The organism is Streptomyces sp. NPDC055400 (assembly GCF_053644375.1).
This window is the reverse complement of sequence record NZ_JBSHLM010000002.1, coordinates 156,961-178,462: the sequence shown is the minus strand read 5'-3', so window position 1 is coordinate 178,462 and position 21,502 is coordinate 156,961. Positions and strand designations below refer to the sequence as shown.

Annotated in this window: 20 protein-coding genes; 6 read left to right on the top strand and 14 right to left on the bottom strand. The window is 69.3% G+C overall.

From position 1 onward, the window contains the following. The first annotated feature begins 100 nt into the window (after positions 1-100). Both ACWIGU_RS05170 and ACWIGU_RS05165 read left to right on the top strand, forming a co-directional pair. A complete protein-coding gene (locus ACWIGU_RS05170) occupies positions 101-1,642 on the top strand; it encodes a purine-cytosine permease family protein (RefSeq protein WP_454397593.1) in 1,542 nt (513 codons plus the stop codon). Positions 1,643-1,647: 5 nt separating this feature from the next. Then, positions 1,648-2,292 carry a cyclase family protein gene (locus ACWIGU_RS05165; protein ID WP_454397591.1) on the top strand — a complete coding sequence of 215 codons (645 nt, stop codon included), beginning with the start codon at positions 1,648-1,650 and terminating at the stop codon, positions 2,290-2,292. Between the two features lie 410 nt (positions 2,293-2,702). Here the strand turns inward: ACWIGU_RS05165 and ACWIGU_RS05160 are convergent, their stop codons facing one another. Both ACWIGU_RS05160 and ACWIGU_RS05155 read right to left on the bottom strand, forming a co-directional pair. Beyond that, positions 2,703-3,536, bottom strand: coding sequence for an SDR family NAD(P)-dependent oxidoreductase (locus ACWIGU_RS05160; RefSeq protein ID WP_454397589.1), 834 nt, complete (start codon positions 3,534-3,536; stop codon positions 2,703-2,705). Next, complete coding sequence (locus ACWIGU_RS05155) at positions 3,533-4,165, bottom strand: TetR/AcrR family transcriptional regulator (protein WP_454397587.1); 633 nt, start codon at positions 4,163-4,165, stop codon at positions 3,533-3,535. Before ACWIGU_RS05155 ends, ACWIGU_RS05160 begins: the two co-directional genes overlap by 4 nt. Positions 4,166-4,219: 54 nt before the next feature. On the opposite strand from ACWIGU_RS05155, the gene ACWIGU_RS05150 reads away from it, so the two are divergent. Then, positions 4,220-4,939, top strand: coding sequence for an SDR family oxidoreductase (locus ACWIGU_RS05150; protein ID WP_454397585.1), 720 nt, complete (start codon positions 4,220-4,222; stop codon positions 4,937-4,939). A 65-nt stretch (positions 4,940-5,004) separates the two neighbouring features. Here ACWIGU_RS05150 and ACWIGU_RS05145 read toward each other — a convergent pair whose 3' ends face one another. Continuing rightward, positions 5,005-5,427, bottom strand: a complete 423-nt coding sequence (locus ACWIGU_RS05145; protein ID WP_454397583.1) for a carboxymuconolactone decarboxylase family protein — start codon at positions 5,425-5,427, stop codon at positions 5,005-5,007. Positions 5,428-5,450: 23 nt separating this feature from the next. Here ACWIGU_RS05145 and ACWIGU_RS05140 point away from each other — a divergent pair, with 23 nt between their 5' ends. Both ACWIGU_RS05140 and ACWIGU_RS05135 read left to right on the top strand, forming a co-directional pair. Then, on the top strand, positions 5,451-6,929 hold the full coding sequence (locus ACWIGU_RS05140) for an FGGY-family carbohydrate kinase (protein ID WP_454397581.1): 1,479 nt from the start codon (positions 5,451-5,453) through the stop codon (positions 6,927-6,929). A gap of 133 nt (positions 6,930-7,062) precedes the next feature. Next, a complete protein-coding gene (locus ACWIGU_RS05135; RefSeq protein WP_454397579.1) occupies positions 7,063-7,953 on the top strand; it encodes an MBL fold metallo-hydrolase in 891 nt (296 codons plus the stop codon). A gap of 133 nt (positions 7,954-8,086) precedes the next feature. Here the strand turns inward: ACWIGU_RS05135 and ACWIGU_RS05130 are convergent, their stop codons facing one another. The 6 genes from ACWIGU_RS05130 to ACWIGU_RS05105 form a co-directional block, all read right to left on the bottom strand. Beyond that, on the bottom strand, positions 8,087-8,536 hold the full coding sequence (locus ACWIGU_RS05130; RefSeq protein ID WP_454397577.1) for a spore-associated protein: 450 nt from the start codon (positions 8,534-8,536) through the stop codon (positions 8,087-8,089). Positions 8,537-8,796: 260 nt separating this feature from the next. Beyond that, positions 8,797-9,090 carry a zf-HC2 domain-containing protein gene (locus ACWIGU_RS05125; RefSeq protein WP_454397575.1) on the bottom strand — a complete coding sequence of 98 codons (294 nt, stop codon included), beginning with the start codon at positions 9,088-9,090 and terminating at the stop codon, positions 8,797-8,799. Between the two features lie 250 nt (positions 9,091-9,340). Further along, positions 9,341-10,030, bottom strand: a complete 690-nt coding sequence (locus ACWIGU_RS05120) for a response regulator (RefSeq protein WP_454397573.1) — start codon at positions 10,028-10,030, stop codon at positions 9,341-9,343. After that, entirely contained in the window at positions 10,027-11,277 is a 1,251-nt protein-coding gene (locus ACWIGU_RS05115; RefSeq protein ID WP_454397571.1) for a sensor histidine kinase, read from the bottom strand. The genes ACWIGU_RS05120 and ACWIGU_RS05115 overlap by 4 nt, the downstream gene beginning before the upstream one ends. 118 nt (positions 11,278-11,395) lie before the next feature. Beyond that, on the bottom strand, positions 11,396-11,974 hold the full coding sequence (locus tag ACWIGU_RS05110) for a hypothetical protein (protein ID WP_454397569.1): 579 nt from the start codon (positions 11,972-11,974) through the stop codon (positions 11,396-11,398). Beyond that, positions 11,971-12,780 carry a ferritin-like domain-containing protein gene (locus ACWIGU_RS05105; RefSeq protein WP_454397567.1) on the bottom strand — a complete coding sequence of 270 codons (810 nt, stop codon included), beginning with the start codon at positions 12,778-12,780 and terminating at the stop codon, positions 11,971-11,973. Before ACWIGU_RS05105 ends, ACWIGU_RS05110 begins: the two co-directional genes overlap by 4 nt. Positions 12,781-13,246: 466 nt before the next feature. On the opposite strand from ACWIGU_RS05105, the gene ACWIGU_RS05100 reads away from it, so the two are divergent. Next, positions 13,247-14,443: a Rieske 2Fe-2S domain-containing protein gene (locus ACWIGU_RS05100; protein WP_454397565.1), complete on the top strand. Its 1,197-nt coding sequence runs from the start codon at positions 13,247-13,249 to the stop codon at positions 14,441-14,443. A 59-nt stretch (positions 14,444-14,502) separates the two neighbouring features. Here ACWIGU_RS05100 and yicI read toward each other — a convergent pair whose 3' ends face one another. The 5 genes from yicI to ACWIGU_RS05075 are packed head-to-tail and all read right to left on the bottom strand — an operon-like array spanning position 14,503 to position 21,401. After that, complete coding sequence (yicI, locus tag ACWIGU_RS05095) at positions 14,503-16,839, bottom strand: alpha-xylosidase (protein ID WP_454397563.1); 2,337 nt, start codon at positions 16,837-16,839, stop codon at positions 14,503-14,505. Further along, on the bottom strand, positions 16,836-18,320 hold the full coding sequence (locus ACWIGU_RS05090; RefSeq protein ID WP_454397561.1) for a family 1 glycosylhydrolase: 1,485 nt from the start codon (positions 18,318-18,320) through the stop codon (positions 16,836-16,838). The genes yicI and ACWIGU_RS05090 overlap by 4 nt, the downstream gene beginning before the upstream one ends. Positions 18,321-18,352: 32 nt before the next feature. Beyond that, positions 18,353-19,180, bottom strand: a complete 828-nt coding sequence (locus ACWIGU_RS05085) for a carbohydrate ABC transporter permease (protein WP_454397559.1) — start codon at positions 19,178-19,180, stop codon at positions 18,353-18,355. 6 nt (positions 19,181-19,186) lie between these two features. Beyond that, the gene (locus tag ACWIGU_RS05080) at positions 19,187-20,152 is read right to left on the bottom strand and encodes a carbohydrate ABC transporter permease (protein ID WP_454397557.1); all 966 of its coding nucleotides are present in this window, start codon (positions 20,150-20,152) and stop codon (positions 19,187-19,189) included. A gap of 10 nt (positions 20,153-20,162) precedes the next feature. Continuing rightward, on the bottom strand, positions 20,163-21,401 hold the full coding sequence (locus ACWIGU_RS05075) for an ABC transporter substrate-binding protein (RefSeq protein ID WP_454397555.1): 1,239 nt from the start codon (positions 21,399-21,401) through the stop codon (positions 20,163-20,165). Positions 21,402-21,502 lie beyond the last annotated feature (101 nt).

Below are 21,502 nucleotides of genomic sequence, written 5' to 3'. Positions count from 1 at the left end.
CACTCACCCGACCACCTGCACATGTCTCGCTGCCGTGCAGGAAACTGCCCGCCGCGTCCGCGGACGGCCTGATCAACCCGCTCGCTCCCAAGGAGGACGAATGAGTGATTCCCCGGCTCTGACGGAGGTGGAGCAGTACGGCGTCGAACGCATCCCTGACGCGGACCGCTCCGCCAAGCCCCTGGACCTGTTCCGGGTCGCGTTCGGTGGCGCCAACACCTTCGCCACCTGCGTGCTGGGCGCCTTCCCCATCCTGTTCGGCCTCTCGTTCTGGCAGGGTCTCGCGGCGACCGTGCTCGGCCTCGTGGCCGGTGCGCTGATCCTGGCGCCGCTCGCGGTGTTCGGCCCGCGCAACGGCACCAACAACGCCGTATCGTCCTCGGCCCACCTGGGTGTGCACGGCCGGATCGTCGGCTCGTTCCTCTCGCTGCTCACCGCCGTCGCGTTCTTCTCGATCTCCGTGTGGTCCTCCGGCGACGCCCTGGTCGGCGGCGCGCACCGGCTGATGGGCGTGCCGCAGAACGACGGCGTGTTCGCGCTGGCGTACGGGGTGTTCGCTCTGCTCGTGCTGACGGTGTGCGTGTACGGCTTCCGGTTCATGCTGTTCGTGAACAAGATCGCGGTGGTGGCGGCGTCCACGCTGTTCGTCCTCGGCTTCTTCGCCTTCGCCGGGGACTTCGACCCGGGCTACCAGGGGTCGTTCTCGTCCGCCTCGTCCGCCGGGTTCTGGCCCGCCTTCATCGGCTCCGCCCTGATCGTGCTGTCCAACCCGGTGTCCTTCGGCGCCTTCCTCGGCGACTGGGCCCGCTACATCCCGGCGCAGGCCTCGAACCGCCGGGTCGTCACGGCCGCGTTCGCCTCGCAGATCGCCACGATCCTGCCCTTCTTCTTCGGACTCGCCACCGCTTCGATCATCGCGGAGAAGGCGGCCACGTACATGGACCCGAGCGCGTCGAACTACGTCGGAGGGCTCCTCGCGATCGCCCCCGGCTGGTACTTCCTGCCCGTGTGTCTGCTCGCGCTGATCGGCGGCATGTCCACCGGCACCACCTCGCTCTACGGCACCGGGCTCGACTTCTCCAGCGTGTTCACCCGGTTCAGCCGCGTGCAGGCGACGCTGTTCGTCGGAGTGCTGTCGATCGGGTTCATCTTCGTCGGACGCTTCGCGGCCAACCTGGCGCAGTCCATCTCGACGTTCGCGACGCTGATCATCACCTGCACCGCCCCCTGGATGGTGATCATGATGCTCGGCTGGCTGACCCGCCGCGGCTGGTACGACCCCGACTCGCTCCAGGTCTTCAACCGGCGCCAAAAGGGCGGCCGTTACTGGTTCACCCACGGCTGGAACTGGCGCGGCATGGGCGCGTGGCTGACCTCCGCGATCCTCGCCCTGATGTTCGTGAACCTGCCCGGCCAGTTCGTCGGCCCCCTCGGTGACCTGGCCGGCGGAGTGGACCTCTCGCTCCTGGTGGGCCTGGGCCTCGCCGCCCTCCTCTACCTGGCCCTGCTGTGGCTCTTCCCCGAGCCGCGCGAGGTCTACGGGCCCCAGGGGCCGCGCCTGGTCCGCGCCTCGGACACGCCCGTCCGGCCGATCACCGACGATGTTCCCGCGCCCGTGGCTGCCGCCGCGGAAGGGGCGTGACGGCCATGCGCCTCGTAGACCTGTCCGTCGAGCTCGCGACCGGCATGCCGGTCTACCCCGGCGACCCGCGCGTCACGCTCACCCCGGCCCTGAGCGTCGCGGCGGACGGCGTGAACGTCCTGCACCTGGACATGGGGTCCCAGTCCGGTACGCATGTCGACGCGCCGTTCCACATCGACGACTCGCTGCCCACCCTCGACCAGCTCCCACTGGACCGCTTCGTGGGAGAGGCCGTCGTCGTCGACGCCCGCGATGCGCAGCCGCGTTCGCCGCTCGGGCCGGACCTCTTCGAGGGCCGGATCCGGGCCGGGGCGATCGTCCTGGTGGCAACGGGCTGGTCGGCGCACTGGGGCACCGACGACTACCTCACCCACCCGTACCTGACCCGGGAGGCGGCCGAACTCCTGGTCGCCGCGGGAGTGCGTACGGTCGGCATCGACGCCTTGAGTGTGGATCCCACCCCCGCCGACGAGTTCCCCGCCCACCGGATCCTGTGCGGGGCCCACGCCGTGATCGCCGAGAACCTGACCCGACTCGGCCCGCTGCTCGACGCACAGACGGCGGGCGAGCCCATCGAGGTCTCGCTGCTGCCGCTGAAACTGCCCGCCGCCGACGGCGCACCCGTACGCGCCGTCGCCCGCATCGGCTGAACCGCCCCGCACCCCTGCCAGAAGGAGTACGACCGATGACCGGCGGCGTCTTGAAGGCCGCCGGCGCCCTGGTGTCCGCGTGCGGCGAAGGCCGCCTCGACGCCTACTTCGGCGCGTTCACGTGTGCAGCCCGGTCTCGCGGGCGATGCGCGCGTTGGACCGCCCGCGGGCCGCATGCAGCACGACGGTGGCACGTTGCCGGGCCTGGTACTCGGTCTTGTGACCGTAGCCGCCGTCTTGAGTCGGTGCCGCTCTGAGGCGGTCAGGACGATTGGACGGGCAGCGGCAACGGGCATACGGACAGGCCGATCACGAGAAGTGGATCACGGGGGGCCGTAGCCTGCGGCCCTTGGCCCTGCGAGGCTCGGGCGGGATGACGGCCCTGCCCACGGCCTCCGCGCCAGCGGCACTCATGACAGAGGACTCTCGGCTTCGGTGAGTTGCAGACTCGCCTGCCACAGGCGCAGTCGGGCTGCGCTGTCGTATGCCTGGGAATGAGCGCGTGCGTCGCGGGTGCGGTCGAAGAAGCGTCCGGTGATACCGGCGAGCGCCGGATCGGTGACGAGCTGGCGGGTGGCGGTCACTCCTTCTTCCAGCGTGTCGATGCTGTGTCCGATCTCGGCGAGGACGATCTTGGTCGGCATATAGGTGGCGGGGTGCAGGCTGTTGACCGTGACCTCGTCGGCGGGCAGGCGTGCGGCGAGCTCGAAACCGGACATGATCTGGGCGAGTTTGCTCTGGCCGTAGGCTCGGATGCCGTCGTAGTCGTGCTCCAGCATCAGATTCTCGAAGTCGAGCGGGTGCTGGCCGATGGAGGCGACGTTGACGATGCGGGTCGGCGCTGACGCGCGCAGCAGCGGCAGAAGTTCGAGGGTGAGCAGGAAGCCGGCGAGGTAGTTGACGGCGAATCGCAGCTCGTGGCCGTCGGCGCTGGTGCGGCGGGTGCGGCCGTCCGGTTGCCCGCCGCCGATGCCGGCGTTGTTCACCAGGACGTCGAGTCGGTCCACCGATGCGCGAATCTCAGCGGCCATGCGGCGGACCTGGTCGAGGTCGGCGAGGTCCGCGGTCATGGTCCGGGGTCTGGATGAGCCGCGGGCCGCGAACTGCTCTGCGAGGCGGTTGAGTTTGGCCGGGTTGCGGCCGTGCAGGATCAGGTCGGTGCCGTCGGCTGCCAGGCGTTCGGCCAGGGCCAGGCCGAGGCCGTCGGTGGCACCGGTGATGAGGATGGTGCGGGGAAGGGTCATTGCTGGTCTCCCAGGTCGATCGCTGTGCTGGTCGGGGGTTGCGCAGCCTGCGTGAGGGTGGCCGCGAGGTCCTCGACGAGGTCGTCGCCCATGGGCTGGCGCGTGGCCAGGAGGCGGTACCACAAGGTGCCGAACACGATGTCCAGGACGGTGGACGCAGCAGGACGGGGCGGCAGGTCGCCCCGTGTCCGGGCCCGATCGAGGACCACCTGGAGCGCGTCGCGCCGACGTTGCAGAAAGGCACTGCGGAAGAGTTCGCCGAACTCCTCGTTGATCTGGGCCTCCGCCATCAGGACGCGCAGAATGTCGACGACACGCTGCTGGCGGCTGAGCCGGAACGTGTCCATCAGGAAGGCCCGTACGTCGTCGGTGTAGGAGCCGTGGTCGGCATTCGTGACGTACAGATCGGCTTTCACTGCGAGTGCTTCGAGGAGGACGTGGGCCTTGGAGGGCCACCAGCGGTAGATCGTCTGTTTGCCGCATCCGGCTCGGTTGGCGATTCCTTCGATCGTCAGGCCCGCGTAGCCGACCTCGCCGACCAGTTCGAATGCCGCGACCAGGATCGCCATCCGGCTCTCCTCGCTGCGCTTGCGTCCCGGGCGTGACTCCGAGGGGGGTTGCTTGTCCATGACCATGGAGGCTAGCTTAATGCGAGACGCAGCGGTTCGAAATAGGGAGACGTCATGTCCCAGCGCACTGCCCTTGTGGTCGGGGGAACGTCCGGCATCGGGCTCGCAACGGCCCGCCTGCTCCAGACACGTGGTGCCACGGTGCACATCGCCGGCCGCAGCAAGGATCGCCTCGACGCCCTTGCCGTCACCGACGCCGAACTGGTCGGGCACCGGGCCGACGCCGGAAGCCCTGACGAGATGAGCGCACTTGCCGAGGCGACCGGCAGCATCGACTGGCTGGTCCTGGCGGCCGGCGGAAGCGAAGGGCCGGGGCCGGTAGCCGATCTCGATCTGACGATGCTGCGACGCGCGTTCGAGGCCAAGTTCTGGCCGCACATCACCACGATCCAGGCGGTCCTGCCGCACCTCACACCGGACGGGTCGATCACCCTGCTCAGCGCCGTCACCGCGCGGACCGGCATGCCAGGAACCGCTGGCATCGCCGCCCTCAACGGCGCCGTCGAGGCCCTGGTCAGGCCGCTGGCCGCGGAACTCGCTCCGATACGGGTGAACGCCGTCTCTCCCGGGCTCGTCGACACTCCCTGGTGGAACGGCCTGCCGGAAGACGCCAAGCGCGAGTACTTCGCACAAACGGCCGCCACTCTGCCGGTCCGCCACATCGCCTCGGCGCAGGAGATTGCCGAGGTGGTGGCCCTGACCGTCAGCAATGCCAACCTCACCGGCACCGTCATCGAGACAGACGGGGGCGCGCGTCTGGTCTCGCTCGGCTGACCCGCTCACCTCGCCTTCGGTGTCCTGCCCTGCCGCCTCACCGCCGCAGGGCAGGACACCGACACTCAAAGCCCAACACCGGGTGGCTCCGGGAGCAGTTCACGCTCGGCGAAGACCTTCTTGGCGACGATGCTGGCGTTGATGGACGGTGGCGTAGCGCAGTAGGCGGCCGAGTGCAGCAGCACTTCGAAGATCTCGCACATGGCAGGCCGCCGTTTGAGCGTGGCGTTGATGCGTACTTCGAGTTCGATCTCACAGCCGCCGAGCGCGGCGAGCCGGGGGATCGGCTGCCGGTGGCGCGGCGACCCGTACCAGCCGCACGACCGAATGATCAACCCCCGAAGGATTTCGAGCGCCGACCACCAAGTCCTGCCGCCGCCGTGGTCGCGGTGATACCCATGCTCGCCCTCTTCCTCGTCTTCCAGCGCCAGATGGTCGAGTCCATCAAGACTTCCGGCCTGAAATGACCCCGTGCAACGCTCCGGCACGAACCGGGAAATACGGTGTTCGTATGCCTCAGTCAGCAGTCATCGGTGTGGACATCGGAACGTCCAGCAGCAAGGGCGTGCTCGTCGGCCTCGACGGCACCGTGCTGCACTCGGCCGTCCGTGAACACGCCGTCGACCGCCCGGCCCCCGGGCACGTAGAGATGGACGCGGACCTCTGGTGGGGCGAATTCGTCTCCCTGGCCCGGGAGTTGACCACCGTTCACGACGCGGAGACCGTCGCGGTCGGGGTCAGCGGCATGGGACCCTGCGTGCTGCTCGCCGACGAGAACGACACACCTGTACGCCCCGCGATCCTCTACGGCGTGGACACCCGCTCCGCCCTCCAGATCGAGCGGCTCGAAAGCGAGCTGGGCGCCGAAGAGATCGCCCACCGCTGTGGCTCGCGGCTCACGACCCAGGCGGCGGGGGCCAAGGTGGCGTGGATCGCCGAACGGGAACCGGAGCCCTACGGCCGCGCCCGCAGGCTCTACATGCCCAGCTCCTGGCTCGTACGCAAACTCACCGGCGCCTACGTCCTCGACCACCACTCGGCCAGCCAGAGCACCCCGCTCTACGACACCCTGACCCGCGACTGGTACGCCCCGTGGAGCGACCGGATCGCCCCCGGCATCGAACTCCCCGAACTGCGCTGGTCCGGCGAGGCGGCGGGCACGGTGACCGCCGAGGCCGCGCGCCTGACCGGCCTGCCGACCGGTATCCCGGTCACCACCGGAACCATCGACGCCTGGGCCGAGGCGCTGAGCGTCGGCGCGCACGGGATCGGTGACCTCATGCTCATGTACGGCACGACGATGTTCCTCGTCCACACCGTGCCGGGGCTGCTGCGCGACCCCTCGCTGTGGAGCACCGTCGGCGCCCTCCCCGACACCCGCAACCTCGCCGGCGGAATGGCAACGTCCGGCGCCGTCACGAGTTGGCTGCGCGAGCTGTTCGGCAGCGACGACTACCGGCAACTGCTGTGCCTGGCCGAGGAGTCGGGCCCAGGGGCGGGCGGCCTGCTGATGCTTCCGTACTTCGCCGGGGAGCGCACCCCGATCACCGACCCACGGGCGCGCGGCGTCATCGCGGGCCTCACGCTGTCCCACACCCGCGGAGACCTGTACCGGGCAGCCCTGGAAGGCACGGCGTACGGAGTGCGGCACAACATCGAGGCCATCGAAGCGGCCGGAGGTGACATCCGCCGCGTCGTCGCTGTCGGCGGCGGAACCCAGGGACGCCTGTGGACCCAGATCGTCTCCGACGTCACCGGCAGGGCCCAAGAGGTGCGCACGACCTCGATCGGCGCCTCCTACGGAGGGGCGCTCCTCGCCGCCCAACTCGTGGCCGACGCCCGCATCGAGGCGTGGAACCCGGTCCAGGAAATCGTCACCCCCCGCCCGGAGATGACGTCCCGCTACGACGAGCTGTACGCGCTGTACCGCGAGCTCTACCCGGCGTCGTCCCACGTCGTCCACGCACTGGCCGACTTCCAGTCCCGCTGAACACCACGACGACCTCACCAACGTATGGCGCTCCCGGCCGCGGTTCCCCCGCGCTCGTCCTCAACGCTCCGGTGCCGCATGCGATGTGGGCGTTCGGCCGGAGATCGGACCGGAAAGTGAGAGAGTCCTGAAAATGCGTACCACGGAATACACGGCGGCAGAATACGGCGACGTCAGCGTGCTCGTAGGCGCCCAGCAAGGTGCCTACCCGTACGGCAACACGCTGTTGGTGCGCGGCACGGCCGAATCGCTGGTCGTCGACCCGTCGTTGTCGCTCGTCGAAGGCGCGCCGCCCGCGGACCTGGTCCTCGTGAGCCATGCGCACGAGGACCACATCGCCGGTCTCGGCAGTTACGAGGTACCGGTCCACACCCACGAAGGTGACCTCGGCGCGCTGCGATCCCGCGAAGCTCTCGTCGCCGGAATCGGCCTTCCGCCCGGAGAGGTCGACGCCGTCGACAAGATGATGCGGGACGAGTTCCATGTGCGGGGGCGACCGGACGCGAAGGGGTTCGAGGACGGCACCGTGTTCGACCTCGGCGGCCGCACCGTGACCGTCGTGCATCTGCCCGGGCACACCGCGGGGCACAGCGGCTTCCTGATCGAGCCGGACGGCTTCCTGTTCGTGGGGGACATCGACCTGACGTCGTTCGGTCCGTTCTACGGGGACCTCGGCAGCAGTCTCGTGGACTTCGAGGCGTCGATGCGCCGGTGCCGGGAGATCGACGCCCGCTGGTACGGCACGTCCCACCAGAAGGGCGTGATCGAGGGTGCCGGGGAATTCCGGCGCAGGCTCGACGCCTTTGCCGGCGTGGTGGCCAAGCGCGAGGCGGCGCTGCTCACGTTCCTCGGAGAACCGCGGACCGTCGAGGAGATCGTCGAGCACAGGCTCGTCTACCGGCCCCACGTCGAAGGGCCGCATGTGAGGCCGGTCGAGCGGAGGACGGCGGTGCAGCACCTGGACGTGATGGTGGGCGGAGGGCTGGTCGCCGAGGTGGAGCGGGGACGGTTCCGGGCGACATAGGCGCGTGGGCGTCCGCTGCAACAGGCCTGATCCTGTGGGCACTTCGCGCGGAGACCGGCCAACGGTGCGTGGTGCTTCCCGTTGGCCGGTCGGTGGTGCGTCGGTCAGCTGTGCGTTGTCGCGCGGTGAGCGATCAGCGCGTCGTGGTGACCCGCTGTTCCCTGAGCGCGGCACAGTTGGACCCGGTCACCTGGACGTACACGTTGCTGATGTTGCCGCCCCAGTCGACGCAGTGGGCCTTGCCGTAGACGTAGGTCGGTCCCGCGTACGAGGTGTACTGCCCGTAGTCCTGGTCACCCTGGTCGGTGTCGGGGACGTAGATCCACGCGGACATGTCCAGCCGGGTGCCGGGGTTGTTGCGGATGGTCGCGACGCAGTTCTTGCCGTTCGACGCGTTGTACGTGAGGTAGACCGTGCCCAGTGAGCCGATCGGCGCCGAGTTGACGGTCTTGTAGCTGCTTCCGCAGACCTTCTGCGGTGTGGTGTTGGGCGCGGCGCTGGCGGGACCCGCCAGCGCGGTCGTGCCCCCGATCGCCAGGGCTGCCAGAGCTGCACCAGTCAGGACAGGCCGGCTGAATCGCATATTTCCCCCTTGTGATCTTTGCGAGTTTGTTGCTCTTACATCATGTGACTCGCGACACATCGGGATGGTTGTGCCTCTCCGCGAGAGAAGTCGGATCCGGGTCTTCGGGCCTGCTGACGGATGCCCAACGCCCTTGCCGTGACGGCCTGTTGGCGTCGTCACTTGGCGTCGTCACGACTTCTGGATGCGGAGACGGCAGTGGTACGGGGGAGGGCGTCTGTCGGGGGACGGGCGACACCCTCCCCCCCGTACACCGCGATTCAGCCGGTCGCTGCCAGCACCTTGCAGTTCGCCCAGTGGGCGAGAGTCAGCGACGCGGTCCGCTCCGGGCGGCGCCGACGGGGCAGGCTGCGGCGCGACTCGTCGGCCAGTGCCTCTCGGAGAGGAATCAGGTGAGCAGCCACCGCCGCCAGGCAGTAGTGCTCGTCCCGGCACGCGGAACAGGTCGCCAAGTGGGCGGTGACGGCGCGGGCCTCTTCCTCGGCGAGTGCGTCGAGCGTGTAGCCGGCCAGCCGTTCACGGGTGGTGTGGCATTCCTGGGAGTTACTGAACATGTCGAGTCCTCTCCTGGCCACCGCACAAGCGCGGGATCGCGCAGCTGCGGCACATGAGGCGGGCAGGCGCCGAGGGCCGGTCGTGCCGCGGGGCACTGGGGCTCGAGGACCTGCTTCCGTTCATACGTTCAATGTGGCCGACGCGGGGCGGTCACGCGTCGTCCCCCTGAAGCGAATCGCGCCTACTGCATCCGTGGTATCCGAGGCCCGGGCGTACGGCGGACGCCGTCCCGCCTGCTCCGGGCGGGCCTCAGGCCTGTGGGGCGGTCGGCTCGACCGCGGGGCTGACCAGGCCGCACTGGTAGGCCATGACCACGAGCTGGGCCCGGTCACGCGCCGCCAGCTTGGTCATGGCGCGGTTGACGTGCGTCTTCGCGGTCAGCGGGCTTACGAACAAACGTTCGGCAATATCTTCGTTCGATAGACCCAGCGCCACCAGGCACATCACATCGCGCTCCCGCGGCGTCAGGTACTGCAGACGTTCCTGGACGACGGCCGGATACAGCTCGGGCTGCGCCAGAAAGCGGGAAATCAGCGCGCGGGTCGCCACGGGCGAGAGCAGAGCCTCACCGGCGGCCACCGTGCGGACGGCCTCGAGCAGGACCTCAGGCCGCACACCCTTGCCGAGAAAGCCGCTCGCCCCCGCACGCAGCGCCTCGGCGACGTGCTCGTCGTCCTCGAAGGTGGTGAGGATCAGGACTTTCACCCCGGCGAGGTCCTCGGACTCACTGATCAGACGCGTGGCGTCGAGGCCGTCCATCTCCGGCATGCGGATATCCATCAGGACCACGTCCGGACGGAGCTCTTCGCAGAGGTCCACGGCCTCCCTGCCGTTCTCGGCTTCCCCCACGGTTTCCATGTCGTCCGCGGAATCGAACAGCATCTTGAAGGTGCCCCGCAGCAGAGCCTGGTCATCGGCGAGAAGGACACGGATCGTCACGCTCGTCCCTCCTCAGCGGTGTCCCCCGAAGCCCTCTCGTCGGTATCCGCCGACGCCGGTTCGCCTTCGGCCGTGCCGGACAGCAGAGGCAGCTCGGCAGTCACGGTGAAACCGCCTTCGGCGCGCGGTCCCGCGTGCACCCTGCCTCCGACTGTGCCGGCCCGCTCGCGCATCCCGATCAGCCCGTGGCCCTTTCCCGAGTCGGAACGGGCGGGCTTCGAGGGTCCGTCGTCCTGCACGGTGATCGTCAGCAGGTTCGGCAGGTAGAACAAGTCCAGTCGGGCCTGGTCCACACCCGAGTGCTTGCGCACGTTGGTCAGGGCCTCCTGAATGATGCGGTACGCCGCCAGGTCGGCCGCCGGTGGCAGGGGTTTGGGGTCGCCGCTCAGCGTCTGTTTGACAGCAAGCCCAGCACGTTCGAACGACGCCAGAAGGTCGGGCACGTGACCCATGCCCGGCGTCGGATCACGGGGCGCGGCTGTCTCGTCCGGCTGCCGCAGCAGGCTCACGGTCACCCGCAGTTCGTCGAGCGCGGACTGACTCACGTCGCGGATCCCCTCCAGGGCCGTGAGTACGTGTTCGGGCCGCTGCTCCACAAGATGGACGGCGACGCCCGCCTGGGCGTTGATCAGGGCGATGTGGTGGGCCACGACGTCGTGCAGCTCACGTGCGATCCGCATCCGTTCGGCCGCCACCCGCTGACGGGCCTCCTGCTCGCGGGTGCGTTCCGCGTGCTCCGCCCGCTCTTCCACGGCTGCCACATAGGCCCTGCGCGATCGCACTCCGTCCCCGACCGCCGCCGGCAGAGCCGTCCATGCCAGCATCGCCGCGTTGTCCGGGGAAAGCCACGTCCGTTCGGTCACAATGGCCGCTCCCACCAGCACGGACGCCGACACGCACGCTGTCGTCCAGGTGGTGCGCCGGTCGGTGCACGCCGCGACGGTGTACACGGACAGGATGACCGAGCTCGTCCCCAGCGGACCCTCCCGGAACCCGAGCGACTGAAGCACCACCGCGCAGCCGACGGCCACGACGAGTACGCCGAAGGGGTGGCGGCGCCGCCACACCAGAGCGACGCAGCTGGTTCCGACGAGCACCACGGCCTGCCACCGGATGGAGATCCGGTGCTCCTCATGAATGATGGAGACCGCCACCATCGACAGCAGAAAGACCAAGGCCGCCAACAAGACGTCCTTGACGCGGATCCGAGCCTGCGCTCCCGGACGTTTAGCGGTCATCACTGCCATGTCACCAACGTAGGGCTGGTGACCGGACCGGGCACCGCGAGCGCAGGCGCCGTCACCGCGGACGCATCCGCAGTGGATCCACGGACGCCTCGTGGTCAGAACCGCGGACTCTTCGTCCTCAGCGGTCCTCGGCCAGTTGGAAGGCGGGGGCCAGGAAGGTCTTCGCTCCGGGGGCGCTCGGCATCCGCATCAGCGCACGGGCCTGCTGACCGAGGGCTTCCATCTGCTGCTCGGCCCGGCGGAGCTCTTCCGGGTGGCCGTCGAACACGCGGTTGAGCGTCCTGAGCATCTCGGTGTAGGCGCGGTCGCACCGTTCGGACGCCTTGCGCGCTGCCGAGCCCTTCTCCAGCCGCTTGGTGTCGGGATTCTCGACCAGGCGATACACACCGCTCGGATCGAACGGGATCCGCGGCCCGTCGAACGCCCAGTAGCCGTGCGTCTTGACCAGCTGCCGCCCTTGCACGATCTCCCAGAACCGGTAGTAGTGCGCCAGCTCATCCGCGGCCGGCTCGGCCTGGACGGCCGGCAGCGGTCCGCCGGCCGCCGGCGGTTCGGTGACGGCCGATGGTTCGGTGGCGGCCGAGGCAGGCGCCCCTGCGCCGGTGGCGAGCACCCCCGACACAGCGGCAGTGGCCGCCAGTTGCAGAGCGGTACGTCGGTCGGGCCCGGCGGCCCCGTCCTGTTCGGTGCTGGTCATGACGCCCTTCCCGGTAGCGGGCCCACGGTCGGGTCCTGGGCGTGGCCCTCGCCCTGGTCGATGATCTCGAGGATGGCCCAGAGCGCTGTCTGCAGATTGGTCACCCGGTACAGCCGTCCGGGGGCGTGCGGCCAGCTGACCTGTCTGCGTGGATCGCCGCTGAACAGATTCTCGTCACTCTCGTCGAGATCGGTCAGCATCCGTGCGATGTGCTGGTAGAACCCGCCGACGGTGGTGGCGTCGTAGTCGGCCAGGGCGAAGAACTTTCGAGGGGCGTCGAGGGCCTCTTCGTCGAGGTTCTGGATGTTCCCGTAGTCGTCCAGCTGAGGGTTGTAATCAGAGATGGTCTTGAGAGCTCTTTGGCCGGCCGGGGCGAGCGGGTCCTCGGGCAGCTCGATGCCCATGAAGACCTTGCGTACCTGTTCGATCGAGCAGGCGCCGAGCGAGACCTCCAGGTCGGGCATCACCCCGCCGGGCAGCCGCCCCGGGTAGACGGGAACCAGGTCCGGGTCGTCGAACCTGGGGGTGGTACCGATCGAGTTCATGATGTTTCCGATCAGTGCCAGGTGCAGCATCTCCTGCATGACGACGCTGCGGATGATGTGTTCGACCTCTCGGTTCTTTCCGTCCTTGAGTGAGAACATCGCGCAAAGGTATGGGGGAATGGTGGCGTGTTCGAGGGCGAGAGCTGATCTCAGGGCCAAGTCCAGCTCTGCCCGGTCGTGCGCCGTCGCGATCACCCGGGGGCAGCCGTGGTCATCCCCGGCCTCGGCCGTTCTGGCAGGAATTGTGACGGTCTCGTTCATGCGTTCCTTTGGTCGCGTCGCGCTGACGCTGCACGATCGCACGGCGTCAACGCGTGGACGGGGAACGGCGAAGCTCAGTACCGCGCCCAGGGGAGCCGGACAGGCAAATGGAGTAACGAGGGGCCGACTCCTCGCCTGCGGGTGCGTCCGGTCCAGCAGTGGACGCACCTCCTCGTGCTCGGGCCGGCCGCGCACGGACGGACCGGCGATGCACGCGGTCGCAGTTGCCGTTCGGGCCGCCCGCTACCACCGTGGAGAAATGGAGTCCTGCTGCGGCAGGCGGAGCGCCCTCGGCCTCCGGTGGGTCGGACCGAACCGATGCCGTCGGCGGCGTGCCCGCTGACCGGCAGCCACCGGAACCCAAAGGATCGGCCTGGGACAGGCCGGCCGCGCGACGCGCGTCCACCCCCGGGAGCCTGGTGCTTCCCTGACCTGTCCTGCCGGCTCCAGCGCAAGGGAGCAGTACATGACCGAGGCCCTTCCCCGAACGGACGGGAACAGCGCCGACGGACCGGCACGTTTCCCCCGACGTCCGGTGGACGAACGCGGAGAAGCCGTCGCCGACCTGCGGCGCATCGGGATCGACCCGGATTACTGGTATCCCGTGGCCCGGTCGCGGGCTGTGCGCAAGGAGCGCACCTTCGCCGCCGTCTTCGCCGGACAACGGATCGCGCTCTACCGCGGCCGGAGCGGCAGTGTCTACGCCCTGGAGGACCGGTGTGCGCACCGCCAGGTGCCGCTGAGTCTCGGAGTCGTCGAGGGGGACGCGCTGCGCTGCTGCTACCACGCCTGGTCCTACCGCGGGAACGGCCGCATCTCGCAGATCCCGTATCTGCCCAAGGGGTGCGAGCGGCCGCCGCGCGGAGTGCGGTCGTACCCGGTCCGCGAGGCGTTCGGCCTGGTATTCGTCTTCCCCGGCGACCCCGAGAAGGCCGAGTCGGCGCCGTTCCCGGCGCTGCCGGAGTTCGGCGCGGCCACGCACCGGACCATGACCTTCTCGCGCACCGTGCGCTGCCACTACTCGTTCATGCACGAGAACTTGCTCGACATGAACCACCAGTTCCTGCACCGCAGCGTGCTGGGCAGAATTCAGCCCGAGCTGCTGGGGTACGAGACCGGCCCGCAGTTCGTCGAGGCCCGCTACCTCTTCGTCCCCGCCGGGGGCAAGAAGGACCGCGGCGCCGGACTGCTGTCCGCCGAGGGGCTCGGTGGACAGCAGACACCCGACGAGATCACCATCCGCACCCAGTACCCGTACCAGACCCTGCAAGCTGTCCCCGACGGCGCCGAACTCCCGTCGTTCTCCCTCTGGGCGGCCTACGTGCCGGAGGACGCCGAACAGCGCATCAACCACGCCTACGGCCTGCTGATGATCGCGAAGCCGCCGGTCCCCGGCGTGCTCCACCTGGCATGGCCGCTCATCCGCCGCTTCACTGAACGGGTGTTCGCCCAGGACCGGATGGCGGTCGAGGCCGAGCAGCGAGCCTGGGACGAACAGGGTGAGGACCAGAACCACGAAGTGTTCCCACTGATCCTGGACGTGAGACACATGCTGCGGACGAACGGCGTACCGCTCGACGCCGAGTCCGTCGGCGAGGGCGGGCAGCAGGGCGCTCCGCGAGGTGCCGACGACCACGAGAAGGATCCCGGGCACACGAACTGACCGGCACGGGAGCGGCCGGAGGGGAGTGACCCTCCCTCCAGCCGCTCCCCTCCAGGTCGCTACGCCGAGTCCTCCTCCATGAGAAGCGCCGAGACCGTCGTGACGCCGGGCGCGGCCGTGAGCAGCGTGCCGAGGGCGGTCTGCTCGGAGCGCTCGCCGGCGGCTTCGACGCCGACGAGCAGGACCCGCCACGGCACTTGGGCGCCCCCGCCCTCGGCCTCGACCGTGATGACGTCGCCCTCCCGCCGCGTGCGGAAGGTGGCCGCCGTGGAACCGTCCGCGGCAGGGATCCGAGTGACCGTCATCGTGCCGTCCGACGGGCCGTGGACACGCAGCGTCACCCCGTGCGCCCAGTCGTACACCGCGCTGTCGTCACTCTCCCCGAACGGGATCACCGAGCCGGGGCGGGCCAGCAACGGCAGGCTGTCGAACCCGTACCGCTCGCGTCGCCAGCCCGGCCCCCGGACCCGCTCGCCCGACAGCAGATGGGTCCACGTCCCGTCAGGCACGTAGTACTCGACCGTACCGTCCGCCGAGAACACCGGCGCGACGAGCAGGTCGTCGCCGAGCATGTACTGCCGGTCGAGGGTGTGGCACGCCGGGTCCTCGGGGAATTCGAGCAGCATGGCGCGCATCATCGGCGTGCCCCGCTCCCGCGCCTGCTGGGCCGCGCGGAAGAGATACGGCATGAGGCGGTGCTTGAGCCGCGTGAAGTCGCGGGTGACCGTCACGGACTCCTCGTCGAAGTCCCACGGCACGCGGTACGACCTGCTGCCGTGCAGCCTGCTGTGCGAGGACAGCAGGCCGAACTGCACCCACCGCTTGAAGACTTCGGGCGTCGGTGTGCCCTCGAAGCCGCCGATGTCGTGGCTCCAGAAGCCGAAGCCGGACAGGCCGAGCGAGAGGCCGCCGCGCAGCGATTCGGCCATCGCCCCGAAGTGGGACTCGCAGTCGCCGCCCCAGTGGACCGGGAACTGCTGCCCGCCCGCGGTCGCCGACCGCGCGAAGAGCACAGCCTCGTCGGTGCCGCGCGCCTCGCTCAGCACTTCGAAGACGGTTTCGTTGTAGAGCTGGGTGTAGTAGTTGTGCATGCGCTCCGGGTCGGAACCGTCGTGCCACACCACGTCCGTCGGAATGCGCTCGCCGAAGTCGGTCTTGAAGCAGTCCACGCCCTGCGCGACAAGACCGCGCAACTTGCCCGCGTACCACTCCCGCGCCTCAGGGTTGGTGAAGTCGACCAGCGCCATGCCCGCCTGCCACAAGTCCCACTGCCACACGTCGCCGTTGGCCCTGCGCACCAGGTAGCCCTGGCGCATGGCTTCGGTGAAGAGCGGGGACTTCTGGCCGATGTACGGGTTGATCCACAGCGAGATGCGCAGCCCCTGGTCGTCCTTGAGGCGGCGCAGCATGCCCTCCGGGTCCGGGAAGACGCCGGGGTCCCAGGTGAAGTCGCACCACTGGTACTCGCGCATCCAGAAGCAGTCGAAGTGGAAGACGCCGAGCGGGATGCCGCGCTCCGACATGCCGCGGACGAACCGGTTGACCGTCTCCTCGTCGTAGGAGGTGGTGAAGGAGGTGGACAGCCACAGCCCGAACGACCAGGCGGGCGGCAGCGCCGGGCGGCCGGTGAGGGCGGTGTAGCGGTCCAGGATGTCCTTGGGCGTCGGGCCGTGGATGACGTAGTACTCCAGCGACTGGTCCTCGACGCTGAACTGCACCTGCCCCACCGCCTCGGACCCGATCTCGTACGAGACGTGGCCGGGGTGGTTGACGAAGACGCCGTAGCCCCGGTTGGTGAGGTGGAAGGGGATGTTCTTGTACGCCTGCTCGCTGGCCGTACCGCCGTCGGCCTGCCAGATGTCCACACTCTGGCCGTTCCTGGTGAACGGAGTGAAGCGCTCGCCGAGCCCGTAGACCAATTCACCGACACCCAGGGACAGTTGGGCCAGTGAGTGGTGGCCGCCGTCGTCGGTGAGGGCGAAGCCCGTGCCGCGGGACCCGGCGGAGGTGAGGACACGGCCCTCGGCGGTGAAGTCCAGGCGCCAGGGTGCGGCGGTGTCCACCCGCAGGGACAGCTCGCCGCTGGTCAGCTCCAGCAGGGACCCGTCCCGGGTGATCTTCGCGGTGTGGCCGGGGTCGGTGCGCAGGGCGAAGTCGGGGCCATGTGCGGCGGCGCCCGCGTGGTGGGTGGAGCGGACGCCGATCACGCCCTCGGCGGGCGACCAGCATTCGACGGTCAGGAGCGGGCTGTTGAGGGTGTGGCCGCGTTCCTCCACCCGCCGCACCGGGGCGTACAGGGTGAGCCGGCCGTCGTCGACGCGCGCCTCGGCGATCTCGGCGGCGTACGACGCCCGGACGCCCTCGCGCATCAGCCAGTAGCCGTCGGTGAACTTCATCGGTGGTCCTTGTCAGCGGTGGCGGTTCGCGCGCGGTGGGTGGCGATCAGGTCCCGGAACCAGTGGTAGCTGTCCTTGGGGATGCGCTCCTGGGTGTCGTAGTCGACCCGGACGATGCCGAACCGCTGGCCGTAGCCGCGGGCCCACTCGAAGTTGTCGAGCAGCGACCACACGTAGTAGCCGCGCACGTCGACGCCGGCGCGAAGGGCGGCGGAGAGGGCTTCCAGGTGGCTACGGAGGTACTCGATCCGGTCGGTGTCGTGGACCCGGCGGTCGTCCGTGACCGTGTCGGCCTCGGCCGACCCGTTCTCGGTGATGACCAGCGGGGGCAGCTCGGGGTAGCGCTTGGTCAGGTCGACCAGCAGGTCCGTGAAGGTGTGCGGGACGACCGGCCAGCCCATGGTGGTGTGCCGTACGTCGTCGCGCCAGGTCTCGGTGACCCGGATGTCGACGGCCGTACGGGTCGCCGGGTCCGGGTCGCGGTGCGGGGCGTCGGCGATGGTGATCGGCCGGTAGTAGTTGATGCCGGCGAAGTCGAGTGGTGCGGCGATGAGTTCGAGGTCGCCGTCGAGACGGTACGAAGTGTCGAGCCGGAACGAATCGTCGAGACCGTCTGAACTGTCGAGACCGTCTGAACTGTCCGGGCGGCTCGAGCCGTTGGCCGGCTCGCCCCAGGTCTCGGCTTCATGCTGCGGATAGCGCCCGGCGAACAGCGGGTCAAGCCACACCTCGTTGTGCAGGGTCTCGGCCCGGCGCACGGCGGCGAGGTCGGCCGGCGAACCGGGGGTGGCGGCGAGCAGCCGGTCCGGGTTGAGCGTGATCCCGACCTCCTGGGCGCCGGCCTCGCGCAGGGCGCGGACGGCGAGGCCGTGGCCGAGGAGGAGATGGTGGGCGGCGGCCAGGGCGCCGCGGCCCTCCCGTGCGCCGGGGGCGTGGGCGCCCGCGGCGTAGCCGACGAAGGCGCTGCAGAACGGCTCGTTGAGGGTGATCCAGCGGCCCACCCGGTCGCCGAGCCGCTCCACGACAAGGCCGGCGTAGTCCGCGAAGCGCTCCGCGGTTTCCCGTACCCGCCAGCCGCCACGGTCTTCCAGCGCCTGAGGGAGGTCCCAGTGGTAGAGGGTGGCGGCGGGGGAGATCCCGGAGGCCAGCAACTCGTCGACCAGCCGGTCGTAGAAGTCCAGTCCGGCCGCGTTGGCCGGCCCTGTGCCGTCGGGCTGGATGCGCGGCCAGGCGACGGAGAAGCGGTAGCTGTCGACGCCGAGGCCGCGCAGCAGTGCCACATCCTCGCGGTAGCGGTGGTAGTGGTCGCAGGCGATGTCGCCGGTGGCGCCGCCGGCCACCCGTCCGGGCTCGCGGCAGAAGGTGTCCCAGATGGACGGCCCTCTGCCGCCCTCGTCGTACGCCCCCTCGATCTGGTAGCTCGCCGTGGCGGCGCCGAAGAAGAAGCCGTCGGGGAATTCCGGGAATGCGCGGGTGCTCATACGGCTGAAGCCCTTATCGCTACGTGATGGCATTACTTGATGGACCCGCCGGTGATCCCGGCGGAGATGTACTTCTGGGCCACGACCAGCAGGATCGCCGCGGGTACCGCGGACAGCACCGCGGTGGCCATGACCGCGCCCCAGTCGCTGACATGCGCGCCGACGAACTGGTAGATGCCCAGCGTGATCGGCTTGACGTCGTCAGTGGTGTTGAGGGTCAGCGCGAACATGAAGTCCGACCAGGCGAACAGGAAGGTGAAGAGCCCGGCCGTGATCAGGGCGTTGCGGCTCATCGGCAGCACGATGCGGACGAACGCGGTGAAGCGGTTGGCGCCGTCGACCATCGCCGCCTCGACGACCTCGTTCGGTATGGACACCATGAAGGCCCGCAGCAGCACGATCGCGAACGGCAGACCGAGCGACGCGTCGGCGAGGATCAGCCCCAGGTAGGAGTTGACCAGGCCCAGTTCCGCGTACGCGCTGTAGAGGGCGTTGGCGATGACGATGCCCGGCACCATCTGCGTGATCAGCGTGGTGAACACGATGCCCTGGCCGCCGCGCAGTCCGAACTGGGCGAGCCCATAGGCGGCGGGCGCGGCGAGCGCGAGGCATACGGCGACCGCGCCGAGGGCGACGACGAAGCTGGTCAGCAGCGAGCCGCCCTGACTGGAGAACGCCGTGTCGAAGTTCTCCAGGCTGGGCGAGGCCGGGAACCACTCGGTCGCGGCGACGCTCGACTGGGGCTGGAGTGCGGTGTTGAGCATCCAGTAGACCGGGAAGAGCAGGACGGCGAGGATCAGCAGCGCGGCGGTGGTGTTCCAGGCGGCCCGCAGGCGGCGACGGTTCGAGTTCGGGTTCACGGTCGGTCACTTCCCCTTGCCGAAGTCGGCGCGGTTGGCCCGCAGGTACAGCACGGCGAAGACCGCGCTGATGAGGATGAGGACGTTGCCCACGACGGCGCCCTGGCCGAAGTCGAGCTGGAGGAACGACAGTTGGTACGTGACCGTGCCCAGGGTCTGTGTGGAGTCCGCGGGCCCGCCCGAGGTCAGCGCGAGGATCAGGTCGAGAATCTTCACCGTGGACATGAAGCCCAGAACGAGGACGACGGTGACGACCGGGCGCAGCATCGGCAGGGTGACGCTGCGGAAGGTCCGCCAGGGGCTCGCCCCGTCCAGTGACGAAGCCTCGTAGAGCTCGCGCGGGATCTCCTGGAGGCCGCCGTAGAGGATCACCATGTTGAACGGGATGCCGATCCAGATGTTGACCAGGATCGCCGACAGCAGCGCTACCCCGGGGCTGTTGAGCCACGGCACGCCGCCCTCGGTCAGACCGACGGCGTGCAGGGCGCTGTTGAGCATGCCGTGGTCCTGGTCGAGGATGCGCCGCCAGACGACGGCGGACACGACCATGGGCACCAGCCAGGGCAGCAGCAGGATCGCCCGGACGAAGCCGGAGAGCCGGAAGCGGCGGGAGAAGAAGACGGCGAGGGCCAGTCCGACGGTGAACTGACCGAGCAGGGAGCCGGCCGTGAAGAGCGCCGTGTGCCACAGGGAGCCGGCGAACAGCTCGTTGGCGAAGACAGCCCGCCAGTTGTCCAGGCCGTTGAACGGGGCCTCGCCGGTGAAGTACGTCTTGGGCGTGTAGTGCTGGAAGCTCATCACGATGTTGCGGACGAGAGGGTAGCCGAAGAAGAGGGCCATGTAGGCGAGCGCGGGGGCGACGAAGAGCCACCGGAGCAGCCCGCGGCGGCGGGTGCCGGAGCCGGCCCTCGCGGGGGCGGCCGAGGAGCCGGAGGTCTTGGTGGCCTGGGCGGTGGAGGCGAAGGTGCTCATGTTTGGTTCCTCACTTCCCCGTGGAGGCCTGTTGCTGGGCGCGGTGCAGGGCCTGTTCGGGGCTCGTCCTGCCGGTCAGTACCGACTGGAAGGCGCCCGCGAGCGCGTCCCCGACCACCGGCCAGCGGGTGCCGACCTCGGCGGTCCGGGAGCGGGCGGTGGTGACCAGGTCGGCGAAGGCGGCGAGCTTGGGGTTCTGCTCGGCATAGGCCCGTGCGGCGGCGGCCCGGGTGGGTACGTTGTTGACGGACTCGCCCCACTGGAGCTGGTTCTTCTGGGAGTTGAGGCAGTTGAGGATCTTCCCCGCGTTCTTCTCGCGGGTTCTGTCCTCGTTCTTCGGCACGGCCATCACGGTGCCGCCGATCGGCGGGATCGCGTCCTGTCCGGCCTCGGGCACCGGGATGCGGGCGACCGCCCAGTCCACCTTTTTCTGGGCGTCGAGCACCGGCACCTGCCACGGCCCGTTGATCATCATGGCGGCGCGGCCGGCCACGAACTGGTCGTTGACATCCTGCTGGTTCCAGTTGACGACGGACTTCGAGGCGGATCCGTCCGAGACCAGGTCCTTCCACAGCCGGAGTGCGGCTTCGCCCTTGCCGTTGTCGAGCTTCGCCTCGTCACCGCCGCCGGACCAGAAGAACGGCAGGAACTGGTACACCCCGTCGGCGTTGGGGCTCGCGCTGAACGCCATTCCATAGGTGGTGCCGTGAGTCAGCTTCTTCGCAGCGGTCTTCAGCTCGGCCCAGGTGGTGGGCGGCTCGACCCCGGCCTTCTTGAGGAGCCTGGTGTTGTAGATCAGGGCCAGGGAGTTGACTGAGCGCGCGATGCCGTACTGGGTGCCGTCGTACGAGCCGAGGGAGGTGGCGCTGCCGGAGAACCCGGAGGTGTCGACGCCGGCTTCCTTCAGCGGGCGCAGTCCCTCGGTCCCGGCGAACTGCGGCAGCTCGGATCCGTCGAGCTCCAGGATGTCGGTGAGCGACTTGGACGAGGCCATCCGGAGCGCCTTGGACGCGACCTGGTCCGCGGGCACGCTGATCTGCTCGACCTTCAGCCCGAGGGGCCCCGCGCAGCGGTCGAAGAATTTCTGGTTGGCGGTGTGCTCGGCGGTGTCCGTGGCCGAGTTGAGCACGGTGACGGTGTCGGCGGCCGGCGTGGCGGCGCATCCGGTGAGGCCCAGCGACGCGGCCGTGGCCAGCGCGAGGCTTGCGGCGATGGGGGGTGACAGTCTGCGCTCTGCGCGGGAGTGCACGAGCGGGTCTCCAATCGGGGCTGCGGCTCGGGGAGGTGAGGGTCTTGGCGTGCGGTTCGGGGATGGTGCACGCCAGTTGGGGGTCTCGTGAGCGGTTCTTT

Excerpts from the sequence above, each read along its gene's own strand:
- ACWIGU_RS05170 (WP_454397593.1), top strand. The coding sequence starts at position 101 with ATGAGTGATTCCCCGGCTCTGACGGAGGTGGAGCAGTACGGCGTCGAA.
- ACWIGU_RS05165 (WP_454397591.1), top strand. The coding sequence starts at position 1,648 with ATGCGCCTCGTAGACCTGTCCGTCGAGCTCGCGACCGGCATGCCGGTC.
- ACWIGU_RS05160 (WP_454397589.1), bottom strand. The coding sequence starts at position 3,536 with ATGACCCTTCCCCGCACCATCCTCATCACCGGTGCCACCGACGGCCTC.
- ACWIGU_RS05155 (WP_454397587.1), bottom strand. The coding sequence starts at position 4,165 with ATGGACAAGCAACCCCCCTCGGAGTCACGCCCGGGACGCAAGCGCAGC.
- ACWIGU_RS05150 (WP_454397585.1), top strand. The coding sequence starts at position 4,220 with ATGTCCCAGCGCACTGCCCTTGTGGTCGGGGGAACGTCCGGCATCGGG.
- ACWIGU_RS05140 (WP_454397581.1), top strand. The coding sequence starts at position 5,451 with ATGCCTCAGTCAGCAGTCATCGGTGTGGACATCGGAACGTCCAGCAGC.
- ACWIGU_RS05135 (WP_454397579.1), top strand. The coding sequence starts at position 7,063 with ATGCGTACCACGGAATACACGGCGGCAGAATACGGCGACGTCAGCGTG.
- ACWIGU_RS05130 (WP_454397577.1), bottom strand. The coding sequence starts at position 8,536 with ATGCGATTCAGCCGGCCTGTCCTGACTGGTGCAGCTCTGGCAGCCCTG.
- ACWIGU_RS05125 (WP_454397575.1), bottom strand. The coding sequence starts at position 9,090 with ATGTTCAGTAACTCCCAGGAATGCCACACCACCCGTGAACGGCTGGCC.
- ACWIGU_RS05115 (WP_454397571.1), bottom strand. The coding sequence starts at position 11,277 with ATGGCAGTGATGACCGCTAAACGTCCGGGAGCGCAGGCTCGGATCCGC.
- ACWIGU_RS05110 (WP_454397569.1), bottom strand. The coding sequence starts at position 11,974 with ATGACCAGCACCGAACAGGACGGGGCCGCCGGGCCCGACCGACGTACC.
- ACWIGU_RS05105 (WP_454397567.1), bottom strand. The coding sequence starts at position 12,780 with ATGAACGAGACCGTCACAATTCCTGCCAGAACGGCCGAGGCCGGGGAT.
- ACWIGU_RS05100 (WP_454397565.1), top strand. The coding sequence starts at position 13,247 with ATGACCGAGGCCCTTCCCCGAACGGACGGGAACAGCGCCGACGGACCG.
- yicI (WP_454397563.1), bottom strand. The coding sequence starts at position 16,839 with ATGAAGTTCACCGACGGCTACTGGCTGATGCGCGAGGGCGTCCGGGCG.
- ACWIGU_RS05090 (WP_454397561.1), bottom strand. The coding sequence starts at position 18,320 with ATGAGCACCCGCGCATTCCCGGAATTCCCCGACGGCTTCTTCTTCGGC.
- ACWIGU_RS05080 (WP_454397557.1), bottom strand. The coding sequence starts at position 20,152 with ATGAGCACCTTCGCCTCCACCGCCCAGGCCACCAAGACCTCCGGCTCC.